This window comes from Emticicia sp., assembly GCF_043780375.1.
Lineage (GTDB): Bacteria > Bacteroidota > Bacteroidia > Cytophagales > Spirosomataceae > Emticicia.
Genome location: NZ_JAYWCU010000073.1, coordinates 1 through 14,194 on the forward strand (window position 1 = coordinate 1; position 14,194 = coordinate 14,194).

Genomic DNA, 14,194 nt, shown 5'->3' on the forward strand with positions numbered 1-14,194 from the left:
TGAGCATTATAAAACTGCTGATACCATCAAAAATGCGGTTGATGAGATTCTATCACAAGTAAAACACAAATACACGATTACTTTTAATTAAGTGCTTAATAACCTCCAAACAAAACTTTTATGACCGACGCTGAATTAATGCAAGTCGAGCCTCTCTTGATTGAGGATAAAACCCGTTTCGTGCTTTTTCCTATTGAACACGACGACATTTGGCAGTTTTATAAAAAACACGAAGCGTCCTTTTGGACTGCCGAAGAAATTGACCTTTCGCCTGACCTTCAAGATTGGAAAAATTTGAACGATGGGGAGCGTCACTTTATTTCGCACGTTTTAGCCTTTTTTGCTGCTTCTGATGGTATTGTGAATGAAAATTTAGCTGTAAATTTCATCTCTCGCATTCAGTATGCCGAGGCAAAATGTTTCTACGGTTTCCAAATTATGATGGAAAATATTCACTCTGAAACTTACTCTTTACTGATTGATACTTATATTAAAGATCCTGTTGAACGTGATAAAATGCTCAATGCAGTTGACCACATTCCATGCGTGAAGAAAAAAGCAGACTGGGCTTTGAAATGGATTGATAATGGCAACTTTATTGACCGTTTGTTAGCATTTGCCGTTGTAGAAGGCATTTTCTTCTCTGGCTCGTTCTGTTCAATATTTTGGATGAAAAAACGTGGCTTGATGCCAGGGCTTACGTTTTCGAACGAACTTATCTCTCGTGATGAAGGCTTGCACCGTGACTTTGCTTGCTTGCTTTATACACAACATATTCAAAATAAATACCCTGCCGATAAAATTTACGGATTGGTTCGTGATGCTGTCGATATAGAAAAAGAATTTGTAACTGATGCCTTACCCGTTTCGTTGATTGGTATGAACGCTGAACTGATGTGTCAATACATTGAGTTTGTGGCCGACCATTTATTAGAATCACTTGGTTTGGATAAAACTTATAATGCTGTTAATCCGTTTGACTTCATGGACATGATTTCGCTACAAGGCAAAACCAATTTCTTTGAAAAGCGTGTAGGTGAATATCAAAAGTCGGGCGTTATGTCGCAAAAAAGCGATATGGCTTTCTCGCTTGATGAGGAATTTTGATTTGATTTTGATTAAAAAAAGGCTGTAAATTATTGAATATCAATAGTTTACAGCCTTTTTTAATTTCACAAAAAATATTTTTTCTTCAATAGAAATCACTTCATTACAGGTAATTCTACATAAGTAGCCATATTGGGCGAACAATAAATTTTGTGTTGGGCTTTGATAAAATCTGAGTCTTTTGCTTCAAAAATATTGGTTACAAATTTCTGTGGGTTGCGGTCAATCACGGGAAACCATGTACTTTGTACTTGAATAATCAGGCGGTGTCCTTTCTTGAAAGTGTGATTAATTTCGTGCAAATCAATCGTAAATTCTTCGGGCTTATTGGGTATTAAAGGGCTTGGATTTGTAAAACTTTTATGAAAACGTCCTCTAAAAACCTCCATTGCTACTGGCAGTTGAAAACCACTCATTTGAAGGTTTTTACTATCAAAAGCTGGATATTCGTCAATAAGCTTTACAACCCAATCGGCATCAGTACCAGTAGTACTTGCCATTAAATGAGCAATAATCTTACCTGTAACCGTCAAATCTTCGGTGAGCGTATCGCCTCTAAAACTAATCACGTCGGGTCTTGAATAAACAAAGCGTTGGTCTTCGGTGTGCCAACTATTCCAACGGCTTCCTTCACCATAAGTCATTTCAATCGGTTGTGTGCGGTAAGGCACAGGTTTGGCTGGGTCGCTGGTATAGCTCACCGAACCTATTTTTGTTGGTTTTGTAAAAGAACAAGTATTATCGGCCGAAGCATATAATTTTTGAATTGTTGCTTCTTTGGGAGGCCACGATTGGTAGCTTTTCCATTGGTTGCTTCCTGTCTGAAAAGCATTTGCTTCATCGAATTTGCCATCGCCAATACCTTTAAGGTAATAATCAAACCATTTTTTCTGCAAAGTTTGAAACCATGCGGCGGTATTGCTCCCAAACTCAATTTTACCCAAACTTTCGGCATTATCTCTCGACCATTGTCCATGATTCCATGGGCCCAAACATATATAATTTTGATTGGCTTTGTCTTTTTTCTCCATGTGACTATACATCAATTGTGGCCCCATGAGGTCTTCTTGGTCGTAGTAACCTCCCACGTGCAGCATTGGTACTTGAGCTTTGCTCACATAATCAAGCGTGGAGTTTTTCTTCCAAAACTCGTCATAATTTGGGTGTTTTATAAAATTATTCCATGTCGGAATCTGGTTATGAAAATACTTATCGTTGACGTTTTTCAAAGAACCTAATTTTAAATACCAATCATATAAATCATATTGTGGAAAAGGAAACGTGCTACCCGATTTTTCATGCTCAATTTCGTAAGTATATTCCATACCATAACTCAATCTGAACGCTCCATTGTGATGAAAATCATCTCCCAAAAACAAATCACTCATGCAGGCCTGTTCAGATGATGTCTTTAAAGCAGGATGCGGGTCAACCGCTCCGACCAAAGCCAACCAACCAGGATACGAAATACCCAATAAACCAACCTTACCATTATTATTCTTTACATTTTTTGTAAGCCAATCAATCGAGTCATAAGTATCGGTACTTTCATCAACACTCCCAGGTTTCTGAGCGTGTGTTAGCGGACTATGAATTTCCATTTTACCTTCACTCTTATATTTACCTCTACAATCTTGAATAATAAAAATATAGCCTTCTTTTGCCATATTGGCTACATAAGACCACTTCAAAATATCAAAATCATCTCCTCGCTCGGCACTGTACGGTGTGCGTATCATCAAAATCGGTACGGCACTATTACTATTTTTTGGGGTGATGATAGTCGTAAATAATTTCACGCCATCTCGCATCGGAATCATGGCGGTAGTTTTGTCATAAGCTACAATTTCTGTTTGTGCAAAAACAAAAACTGAGCAATTAAGCATAAATAATAAGAGTAGAAAATGTTTTTTCATGTATTTGTTGAGTAATTGTTCTGAAAATATTTCTAAATATAACTATCATTTGTAATTTGAAGAACAGTTTTTATTTAAAAATATAACAGCACAGACAACCTTTCAATGTTTTTGTGCATATATACCATTGGAAGCACTCCAAAACTGATTTCATGCAAGAACAACAACTTATCGCAGCACTGAAAAAACAAGACCCATTTGTGCAGAAGCGTGTCTATGATACGTTTGTGAAGCGAATGTTCCGATTGTGTGTGCGGTATATAAAAGTAGAAGAAGATGCTCAGGAATTATTGATGAATGGTTTTTTGAAATTTTTCCGTTCGGTTGATAAAATTGAGTACCGAAGCGAAAATTCGATTGAACCATACTTGAAAAAAGTAATGGTGAACGAATGTTTGATGTTTCTACGGCAAAAGCAATTCAGCATGGTTTCATTGGAAGAAATAGCTGATAATGAGCCTATTAGCAATTTCAGTTTTTATGAAAACATTGATAAAGAGGAAATTTATACGCTAATTTTGAATTTACCAGTTGGCTACCGAACGGTTTTTAACCTCTTCGCCATTGAAGGATTTAGTCACCATGAAATTGCCGAAAAACTCAAAATCAGCGAGAATACTTCAAAAACACAACTGCACAAAGCACGATTGATTTTGCAAATTGAATTACAAAAACGAGGATACGATTATGGAAAAAAATATAGATGATTTTTTCAAGCGAAAAATCGAAAATATACAAGAAACATTACCTGAAAGTGTAGCTTTTGACGAAACGTTGCTTTGGAGAAACATACAGCAAGATTTACGAAAACCTAAGCGTTTTGTTTGGTATTGGGTCATGCCTGTAGCGGCGTGTTTGGTAGCATTGGTGAGTTGGTGGATTTTACCAGAAGATAAGGGCCTATTGCATACGCCAACTGCGGTAGTGCATTTAAAAACAATAATTACGCCAGTTATAACTGAAAAGAGAATCAAAAACGTCAATTTAGAAAAGCACCCAAAAATACCAAGTTTCAAGAACAACAAAACAACTATTTCTCAAAAATTAGATTTTCGTGTAGAAAGCATTGCATTAAAAAACGTTGTTTTTTTAAACAAAAATAGCAATAAACTGCCTGATTCGCTCGCTTTTCAATCAAATATTGCTTTTGAGAAAAAGCCTAAAATGAATTTCAAAACTGTGCATATCAACGAAATATCAAAACAAGAAGATGCTCCTTTTAAGCAGACAAGATTCAAGATTCAGTTTGCAACTATTGGCACAATTCAAACAAAAACCTATAATAACGAAATCATAAAAACACCTTCCATCAGAACACAATAAACAAAAATCATGAAAAAATTATTAATTATTTCGATGCTCATTTTGGGCATTGCAGTCCAGGCTTTTTGTCAAAAAAAGAAAGTGGGCTATGATACTTTGAGAGTTTTAGAGGGAATTAGACCGCCTATTTTAGTCTATGATTTTTTTCGAAAATCAGATATATATTTTAACGAAGAAGTTAAGAAAAATATCAATCATCTTGTTATTGACTTTGGCAATAAAAATCGCTTATTGATTAACTATCAAGGAGATACAAAATATGAATTGAAGCAAAACACAGATTCGCTCTTACGAAATTTCTGGAACGATTATTCAATGATTCGTGGTACTGTCAATAAAAATATGGTCAAGAAAATTACCTATTTTGGCAAAAACAAAAATGTCAATCGAAAAGCAATTATCGACATTCAGTATTTTCCGAAAAAAGAAGTTTTTCAGTTTGGCAAAGAGGTTGAATTAGTACGTTTAAAACAAGATACACTTGTTTTAGTTAATTTTGAGAATGAAGCTACCAACAAATTAGTAAAATCTTATAATCGAGTTTTTAAAACTTATGAAGAGCATACTTTTTTGTTCAATCTCAACACTATTGATGATGTTGAGGAAGTTTTAGAAACCAACATCAACCAAGCCATTGCCGAAACTGCCGAAAGAGCAGAAGCGGAGAGAAAAAATACTTATCCGTGGAAATCGGTAGATATAGAAAATGATGTAATGAATCAGAAAATAAGAAGTAAGACAAAGGGAAATGCTTTGTTTGATTTTATTAATTTTCATGCTGATATTGGAATGGGAGTGGTTAAAGGACAAGTCCAAAATTCAATAACAATAGCTTTTGATATTGCGTCAAGCAAATACTATAAAAAGGGATTCGCTTTAGGAGTACAAGGCTTTTCTAATATCAACGACAAATCATTAGTAGCGGTTAATCCCTCTTTCTTCACTGGCGTTACTTTTTATCAAAGAAAAAATAATATAACTCAATTTAAAGGAGGAATATTTGTTGGATTTAATAGATTTGAAGACTTAAATACAAAGGAACGGGTTTTTAATACAAAACTTTTGGGTTGGTATCAACTAACACCTTTAATACGAATTCAACCAGAAATTAGCTTGCCTGCATATAATCGAACTCAAGAAAAGTTTATTTCTGGAAGTGGACTGGGCTTTCGCATTTCTTTTGGTTTCTAAAATTTTGAAGCAGTAAAACAAACATGACATGCCTGTTGGGAATGTCATGTTTAGTTTATATTTCTACTACAAACTGTTTCCCGTTTCGCTGCGGAATAAATTGCTCAACTCCAGCCTTTATTTCTTCTGCCAAAACCTCCAATAGTTTGGTTTTCACAAAATGCCGATATGTTACCAAACTTATTTCTCGCACGGGTACGGGAGCTTTAAATTCTCGAATTTGTTTTTTTTGTTTTGCATCAAAATTAATCACTGCCAATTCTGGCACAATGGTTATTCCCTTATTCATTTCTACTATTTTTAGTAGCGATTCTATACTTCCTGCTTCGTATTCGAGATTACCGAAATCGGTATTTTTCTTACGTAATTCGCATAAATTCATCATTTGTGAGCGTAAACAATGCCCTTCTTCCAATAACCACAAGCGATTTACGTCAATATCTTCGGGAAGAATAAATTTTTTCTTGAGCGTAGATTCTTTATCAGACACAAAAACGACTAATTTTTCATGAAAAAGTGGATATTCTTTTATGCCTTCAGTATGAGTGGGCGTAGCCAAAATTCCTACATCCAACAAATCTTTTGCCAACTGTTCAGTAATCTGATTAGTATTCAGCTCGCTCACTTTTACTTTTAGTTGAGGATTGTTTTTGAGTAAATTATACAAAAACAAGGGCAGTAAATAAGGAGCAAGCGTTGGAATAATGCCAATTCTGATTTGTCCTTTAACCTCCAATTTTGTGTCATGAGCGAGTTGCTTCAAATAAGATGTCTCTTTTAAGATTATTTGAGCTTGGGCAATAATCCCCTTGCCTGTTTCGGTTGGTACAACTGGCTGTTTGCTACGGTCGAAGATAATTATCTCTAATTCTTCCTCCAATTTCTTAATCATCATGCTCAATGTGGCTTGCGTAACAAAACAAGCATTTGCGGCTTTCAAAAAATGTCGATATTTATCAACCGCTACAATGTATTCTAATTGTTGGAGGTTCATTTTTTAGAATTAAGAGTGAACAACGCTGAAATCTATATTATCTAATTGTAATATAGATTATATCTATGTAAAGATAAGAAATATCAGTTTGATTTAACAAGTAAAATTGATCAATTTTGTGAAAAGTTTTATTCTATTGATTAATCAAGTTCTTAAATAACCAAAAACATGAGCGACATCAAAAAATTGACCACTGCATCAGGTAAGCCATATTCAGAAAATGAAAATACCATGACAGTTGGAGCAAGAGGCCCTGTTTTGTTGCAAGATTTTATTCTGCACGAAAAAATGGCACATTTCAACCGTGAACGTCTGCCCGAAAGAGTAGTTCATGCTAAAGGCACAGGAGCTTTTGGAAAACTGACTGTTACGCACGATATTACGAATTATACTCGAGCAAAAATTTTTAGCAAAATAGGCAACGAATGTAAAATTTTATTGCGTTTCTCGACTGTGGGTGGCGAAAAAGGAAGTGCCGATAGTGAGCGTGACCCACGTGGTTTTGCTTTGAAATTCTATACAGAAGATGGAAACTGGGACTTAGTAGGAAACAATACGCCTGTGTTTTTTGTGAAAGACCCAAAGAAATTTGGTGATTTTATTCATACCCAAAAGCGTGACCCCAAAACAAACTTGAAAAGCCCAACTATGATGTGGGATTTTTGGAGTTTGAATCCTGAAAGTTTGCACCAAGTGATGATATTAATGTCAGACCGTGGTACACCAGCATCTTTACGCAATTTGCATGGTTTTGGTAGTCATACTTTTTCGATGATTAATGCTGATAATGAGCGAGTTTGGGTAAAATTTCATTTCAAAACCCAACAAGGAATCAAAAACTTTACGGGTGCTGAAGCAAATGAAATGAGAGGAATTGACCCCGACCATGCACAACGTGATTTAGTTGAGGCAATCGGAAACAAAGATTTCCCAACTTGGGCAATGAAAATTCAAGTAATGACTGAAACAGAAGCCAAAGATTTTCCATTCAATCCTTTCGACTTGACAAAAGTTTGGCCTCAAGGAGATTTTCCTTTGATTGAAGTTGGTACAATTGAGTTGAATCAAATTCCATCAAATTATTTTGCCGAAGTTGAGCAATCAGCTTTCGCACCAGCACACGTTGTTGATGGTATTAGCTACTCACCAGACCGTATGTTGCAAGGACGTTTGTTGTCGTATCCTGATGCTCAACGCTACCGTTTGGGTTCAAACTACGAACAAATTCCAGTAAATCGTTGCCCGTTTGCCGTAAATAATTACCAACGTGATGGCTTGATGGCTGTAAATGGTAATGGGGAAGATTCACCAAATTATTTTCCAAATAGCTTTGATGACATCGTAGCTGACGAAAGTTATAAAGAACCAGCAATGGAACTTGATTCAACTATTGCAGGTTGGTACGACCGCAACGCTGAGGGAGAAAACGACCACTATACGCAGCCAGGAATATTGTTCAGAAAAGTAATGACTGACCAAGAACGCAAAAATACAGTTGCAAATATTGTTGGAGCAATGAGTGGGATTTCTGGCCCAAAACGTGACGTTATCATTAACCGTCAACTTTGTCATTTCTTCCGTGCCGATATTGGTTTAGGAATGGCGGTAGCTCAAGGTTTGGGTGTAACAGTAGGCGATAATATGATGGCTCACGCATAATAATTAAAATTTCGTTTTAGTATAAGTATCCTAAAAACGCAGAATTATCAATCTTTGGTAATTCTGCGTTTTTTTTGTTATTTGCTTTTGAAAAGCTATTCCTGCCTAAAATAACCTGCTATATTATGAGACGAATCAACTCTATTGACTTTGTAAGAGGCTTAGTTATGGTCATTATGGCATTAGACCACACAAGAGACCTTATGCACATAAATTCTCTGACTCAAAACCCTACGGATTTAACCACTACCACCGCAGGTATTTTCTTAACTCGCTGGATAACTCATTTATGTGCCCCCACATTTGTATTTTTATCAGGAGCTTCGGCGTATATTTCCTTAAAAAACAGCAATAATTTGGCAGAAAGTAAGCGTTTTTTACTTAGCAGGGGTATTTGGCTCATTATTCTTGAGTTTACAATCATCAATTTTGCTCTTTGGTTTGACATCCATTTCCGTACTTTAATGATGCAAGTTATTTGTGCCATTGGTGCTGGTTTTGTTGTACTTTCGTTTCTACTAAAAATCTCACCACGAAATATCGGAATCGCTGGTTTGGGCATTATTTTTAGCCATAATCTCTTACAGGGAATCAGTTTTTCGCAAAATCCTTCATTAAATTTTGTTTCATCAGTGTTTTTTGCCCCGAATTTTTTCCAAATTACACCTAATTTTGCTTTTTTGGTGAGTTATCCAATCATCCCGTGGTTAGGGATTTTACTTTTAGGCTATGGTTTTGGGCATTTTTTTGCAATTCCTCCCGAAAAAAGGAAAAGACTGTTTTTACAATTTGGCTTAGGCTCATTATTGTTGTTTGTCTTACTCCGATTTATCAATATTTATGGAGACCCCGTTAAGTGGGCTGCCCAAAAAACGCCGCTTTTTACGTTCTTTTCTTTTATTAATGTTACAAAATATCCGCCTTCGCTTTTATATACATTGGTTACTTTGGGTATCATGTTTTTGGTTTTGTGGTTGGTTGATGGCATGAAAAATAAGCTCATTGATATATTTTCTGTTTACGGAAAAGTACCTTTGTTTTACTATTTAATTCATTGGTATTTGGTTCATAGCTTAATGTTAGTGATGCTTTTTACACAGGGATTTGGCTGGAAAGACTTGAATTTTGCTCCTTTTAGTTTTGGGCGACCACAAGTTGGTGAAGGTTTCGAACTTCCTGTTATTTATGCCATTTGGCTGGGTGTAATTATAATTATGTATCCTTTGTGCTTGTGGTACGGAAAATATAAAGCCAAACATACAGATAATAAATGGCTAAAATACTTATAAAGAATCGGGCTATGAATAAGAAAAAAAGTGGTTTTTAGTTTGTCAATTGGGCTATTATCTTTTTGTTGTTTTGCTCAATCAATGCAAATAGTGAAGTTTTCTTGATTTAGCAAACATAATAAACCCTATTTTCTATGAATAGTTTCTTTGTTAAATTGTAGTTTGAAACAGTAAATGCACCCAAATTTTTATAGGAAACCTACCCTCTTTTTCCCTATATTTACCCCGCAAATCTATTCATAAACACAAGTATGCTGACCGAAAAATCGACTGAAGAGCTTTTATTTGAAATCGAAAAATTGGAATTTCAACTTGCTCAAACAGAGCAACAAAAAGGTATTGACCAACTTCAAGATTTGGTTGATAATACCTCTGAAATCATCATGCTATTATCATTAAGTGGGCGTTTTTTATTTGTAAATGCTGCTTTTCGAGAAGTCTTTGGTTATTCAGATACCGAATTATCGCATCTTTCTTTGAAAGATATGTTGCATCCTCAGTTTGCTGATGATACTTTAGAAACTCTCCAAAGAATAAAAGAAGGTGATCAAACAATTGATTATCAGACAGTTATACGAAACAAGGAAGGTAAACGTGTTTATCTTTCGGGCGATATTAGTTGCCGTTTTGAGAATGGAAAAGCAGTTGCTTTCCGTTGCTTATTTCGAGATATTACACAACGCCGACGTGCCGAAAAAGCCCAGCAATTATATTATACCATTGCCCAACTCAACTTAAATACACCAAATCTTCAAGAATTTCTGACACAAGTTCATATCGAATTGCAGAAAAATATGTTGGCAAATAATTTTTTTGTAGCACTTTTTGAACCTGAAGCAGGCACGATTAATTTTCCATATTTTATTGACGAATATTCGGAAACCGAAGAAAATTATCACCGTCGAAAACTCGGAAACGGTATCGTAGAATATTCTATGGTACAAAATAAACCACTCTTTTTATCAAGTGAAGACATTAAGAAATTAGTTGAAGTTGACAAGATTTATTTCTATGGTTCATCGCTTCCCGAAGTGATGCTTTGTGTGCCATTGCACGTGGGCGAACGCACCACGGGTGTGATCGGCGTAAAGTCATATAGCGACCGTAACAAGTTCAATATCAGAGACTTAGAGTTGTTAGAATTCGTTTCTGGACAAGTAGCTGTAGCATTAGTTAGGAAACAAAAAGAAGAAGATTCGCTTCGCCAAACCTCTCGATTGAATGCAGTTTTTGATAGTAGCTCACACTTAATCTGGACAGTAAACCAAAAACGCCAACTAAGTTCGTTCAATAGAAACTATGTCGATTTAATTAGAATAAATCTCGGTGTTCCACCAGAAATCAATTCAAGCACCGAAAAATTAGGTTGGAAATTAATTTCACCAGAAGACCGCCCAGTACTGCGAGAAAAATACAATGCCGCATTTAGGGGTGAACCTCAGTATTTTGAAATGCACTGGGGAAATATTGATGGTGGAGATGATTGGTATGAGTTTTATTTCAATCCTATTTTATCGTCAGAAAGTGGACAAGTAGAAGAAGTTTCGGGCATTGCACAAAATATTACAGATAAGAAGAACTCAACAATTACGCTTCAAAAAAGTGAGCAGAAGTTTCGAGATACCATCGAGTCATTTATTGATATTTATTACCGCACCGATTTAGCAGGAAATATCAGCATGATTTCGCCTTCGGTGCTTACACATACGGGTTATAGCGTAGAAGAAGTGATGGGCAATAAAGTTGATAAATTTTTTGAAAATGCCGTTGATAGTTCCAAAAATATCAAAGGTTTATTAAAATCGGGCAGTATTACTAATTTTGAGGTAATTGTGAAGCGAAAAGATGGGGAACTTCGCCAGTTTATGCTTAATATCCGCATGATAAAAGATTCCAAAGGTATTCCTGTGGAGGTTGAAGGAGTTGCCCGTGATATTTCGGAATTGAAAAAATCTGCCGAAGAGTTATTGATAGCCAAAGATGAAGCCGAACGCTCATTGAAAGTAAAAGAGCGTTTCTTGGCAAATATGAGCCACGAGATTCGTACACCGATGAATGGCGTAATTGGCATGATTGACTTGATGTACGAAACGCCTCTTAATCCTGAACAAAAAGATTATGTTCAAACCATCAAGAAATCGTCAGAAACACTGCTTACAATCTTGAATGATATTTTAGATTTATCTAAAATTGAAGCAGGAAAAATGGATTTGCACAATGCCCCGCTCGACATCAAAGAAATTTTAGAGCGATTAGTTGGTCTTTTCCGCCAGCGAGCAATTGAAAAAAACAATAAATTGATTTATAAAATTGCCGATGATGTTCCTGCCTATCTGATTGCCGACCAAACTCGATTGTTACAAGTTTTCTCTAATCTTACCTCAAATGCCTTAAAATTTACCGAAAATGGAACTGTAACAATTTCATTATCAAAGATTTCTTCTAATGGAAAAATTCATGTACTGAAAGGCGAAATAACAGATTCGGGTATTGGAATTTCGGAAGAAGACCAAAAATTATTATTTGGAGCTTTCCAACAAGTAGATAATTCTACCAAAAAATCATTTGGTGGAACAGGCTTAGGTCTTGCCATTTCACGAGAACTTTGCCGCTTGATGCATGGCGAAATGGGCGTAACATCGGGTCATGGACAAGGAAGTACGTTTTGGTTTACTATTGAAGTTCGCTCAACAACGATTAGCCCAAATGTTTCTGAAAATGGCGAATCTGAGATAAGATTAACCGATTTTTTCAAGGTTTATTCACCAAAAATTTTATTGGTTGATGACAACCAAGTAAACAGAAAAGTAGCTTCCGAAATCTTAAATAAGTCTGGCTGTCAGGTGATTACGGCAGATAGTGGTGCAAAAGCCATTGAGGTTTTTGGTGCAAATAATGGACACTTCGACCTGATTTTTATGGATATTCAAATGCCCGAAATGGATGGCATAGAAACAACCAAAAAACTACGAGAACTATATGGAAACGCACTCCCAAAAGTGGTTGCCATGACTGCCTACTCGATGCAACATGACCGTGAAAGATTTTTGAGCGAAGGCATGGACGACTACGTGCCAAAGCCTATTCGTGCAGCTATTTTGGTACAAAAAGTAAGAGAGTTGGTCAGCGACCCAAAGGTGATAAACCTCATTCCCAACCCTGCACCACAAGAGAAGGGAGTTCAAACCCTCTCCACAGGAAAGGATTTAGGCGACCCACACTTCGATGAGGAATCTTTTACTATAAACTCAAACCTGCCAATTTTTGATATGGAAGTGGTGAATCAGCTTCGAGAAATGGTTGGTGATGAAACAATGATTTCGGTTTTTGAAGATTTTGAACGTGAAGCCGAAGAGCAAATTCAGAATTCAAAAAAAGCATACCCTGATAATGTAAAAACGATTCAAAGCGAATTGCATACCTTGAAGGGAAACTCTGGTACAATAGGTTTGGCACGCATCCACGAAATTACCGAAAAAATAGAAGTGCCTTCAAAAACAGGCGATTTGACGCATTTCTTAGAAGGAATGGCGGTTTTAGAAAAAGAATTCGCAGATTTTAAAGAAATATATAGAACCGTAATTTGAGTTGAAAATGTGCGAAATAATATTCCCTATTTCGTTCGATAAATCATCAATTTTTACTTCAACTTTTCCTTCAAATCCTCAAATTCTTTCTTCAAATAAGCATTTTTGTATAAAATTTGGTAGGCAAAGTTGGTGATTGGCATTGCTACATCGTATTGTTGCATCATTTCAAAAATACACTTTACTGCATAATAACCTTCGGCAATCATGTTCATTTCCAACTGAGCAGCTCGAACGCCGTACCCTCGACCAATCATATTTCCAAAAGTTCGATTTCGACTAAATTGCGAGTAAGCCGTTACCAGTAAATCGCCCAAATATGCCGATGCACTTAGATCACGTTCCATTGGGGCAATTATATCAACAACTCGTTTTATTTCCTGCATGGCATTAGACACCATCACTGCCTGAAAATTATCTCCACCGCCCAGTCCGTGCGTAATTCCGCATGCCAATGCTATAATATTTTTCATGACGGCGGCATATTCTACGCCATAAATATCTGCCAAAGGCGAAGTGCTGACATATCGGCAACGCATCAAATCTGCAAAATCGTTTGCCAAATCCATGTTTGGCGAAGCAATTGTCAAGTACGATTGTTTTTCTAAAGCTACCTCTTCGGCATGGCAAGGGCCAGCAATAATGCCCATGTTTTGGTGCGAAACTTGGTAGTTGTCGGCAAGCCAATCGGTTACTAATTGGTTGCTTTCAGGAATCATTCCTTTGATTGCAGAAATGATTTTTTTATCAGCTAAATTACTGATAGATAGCGATTTGAGTGCATCAGATACGAAAGCGGCGGGTACTGCCAGCACCACCCAATCTGTTACACGAAGGGCTTCTTTGAGATTTGTGTAAGGTTTTACTTTAGAAGGGTGAATCTCTACACTACTCAAATAATTTCGGTTGTGATGATGTTTTTTTATATGTTCGGCATCTTCTACATTTCTCATCCACCATTTTATATGCACATTTCCTTCACACAATATTTTTATGATTGCTGTCGCCCAACTTCCTCCGCCGATAACTGTAATTTTCATAAATCCTCAATACATTCAATTTGTTGATTCTATACTTTTATTATGCTAAGTAAATTAAAAGAGCTGAATAAAAAAAGAGCTTGCCTCT

The 14,194-nt window shown here is 36.2% G+C and carries 10 protein-coding genes; 7 read left to right on the forward strand and 3 right to left on the reverse strand.

Annotation, left to right across the window (positions count from 1 at the left end; all coding sequences use genetic code 11):
- Positions 1–120 precede the first annotated feature (120 nt).
- The gene (locus ACH2CJ_RS05720) at positions 121–1,107 is read left to right on the forward strand and encodes a ribonucleotide-diphosphate reductase subunit beta (RefSeq protein WP_394991286.1); all 987 of its coding nucleotides are present in this window, start codon (positions 121–123) and stop codon (positions 1,105–1,107) included.
- A 95-nt stretch (positions 1,108–1,202) separates the two neighbouring features.
- On the opposite strand, the gene ACH2CJ_RS05725 is transcribed toward ACH2CJ_RS05720, so the two are convergent.
- Positions 1,203–3,023, reverse strand: a complete 1,821-nt coding sequence (locus tag ACH2CJ_RS05725) for a CocE/NonD family hydrolase (RefSeq protein ID WP_394991287.1) — start codon at positions 3,021–3,023, stop codon at positions 1,203–1,205.
- A gap of 152 nt (positions 3,024–3,175) precedes the next feature.
- Between ACH2CJ_RS05725 and ACH2CJ_RS05730 the strand changes: the two genes are divergently transcribed.
- From ACH2CJ_RS05730 to ACH2CJ_RS05740, 3 genes are read left to right on the forward strand one after another with little or no spacing between them, the layout of a single operon-like run.
- Positions 3,176–3,730, forward strand: a complete 555-nt coding sequence (locus ACH2CJ_RS05730) for an RNA polymerase sigma factor (RefSeq protein ID WP_394991289.1) — start codon at positions 3,176–3,178, stop codon at positions 3,728–3,730.
- Positions 3,711–4,346: a hypothetical protein gene (locus tag ACH2CJ_RS05735; protein WP_394991290.1), complete on the forward strand. Its 636-nt coding sequence runs from the start codon at positions 3,711–3,713 to the stop codon at positions 4,344–4,346. The genes ACH2CJ_RS05730 and ACH2CJ_RS05735 overlap by 20 nt, the downstream gene beginning before the upstream one ends.
- Positions 4,347–4,355: 9 nt before the next feature.
- Positions 4,356–5,537: a hypothetical protein gene (locus ACH2CJ_RS05740; RefSeq protein ID WP_394991291.1), complete on the forward strand. Its 1,182-nt coding sequence runs from the start codon at positions 4,356–4,358 to the stop codon at positions 5,535–5,537.
- Between the two features lie 55 nt (positions 5,538–5,592).
- On the opposite strand, the gene ACH2CJ_RS05745 is transcribed toward ACH2CJ_RS05740, so the two are convergent.
- On the reverse strand, positions 5,593–6,531 hold the full coding sequence (locus ACH2CJ_RS05745; RefSeq protein ID WP_394991292.1) for a LysR substrate-binding domain-containing protein: 939 nt from the start codon (positions 6,529–6,531) through the stop codon (positions 5,593–5,595).
- A 168-nt stretch (positions 6,532–6,699) separates the two neighbouring features.
- Between ACH2CJ_RS05745 and ACH2CJ_RS05750 the strand changes: the two genes are divergently transcribed.
- From ACH2CJ_RS05750 to ACH2CJ_RS05760, 3 genes are all read left to right on the forward strand, one after another.
- Complete coding sequence (locus tag ACH2CJ_RS05750) at positions 6,700–8,190, forward strand: catalase (RefSeq protein WP_394991293.1); 1,491 nt, start codon at positions 6,700–6,702, stop codon at positions 8,188–8,190.
- A 125-nt stretch (positions 8,191–8,315) separates the two neighbouring features.
- The gene (locus tag ACH2CJ_RS05755; protein WP_394991294.1) at positions 8,316–9,479 is read left to right on the forward strand and encodes a DUF1624 domain-containing protein; all 1,164 of its coding nucleotides are present in this window, start codon (positions 8,316–8,318) and stop codon (positions 9,477–9,479) included.
- Between the two features lie 251 nt (positions 9,480–9,730).
- Positions 9,731–13,066 carry a PAS domain S-box protein gene (locus ACH2CJ_RS05760; protein WP_394991295.1) on the forward strand — a complete coding sequence of 1,112 codons (3,336 nt, stop codon included), beginning with the start codon at positions 9,731–9,733 and terminating at the stop codon, positions 13,064–13,066.
- Between the two features lie 53 nt (positions 13,067–13,119).
- Here ACH2CJ_RS05760 and ACH2CJ_RS05765 read toward each other — a convergent pair whose 3' ends face one another.
- Positions 13,120–14,106, reverse strand: coding sequence for an NAD(P)H-dependent glycerol-3-phosphate dehydrogenase (locus tag ACH2CJ_RS05765; RefSeq protein ID WP_394991296.1), 987 nt, complete (start codon positions 14,104–14,106; stop codon positions 13,120–13,122).
- Positions 14,107–14,194: the final 88 nt, after the last annotated feature.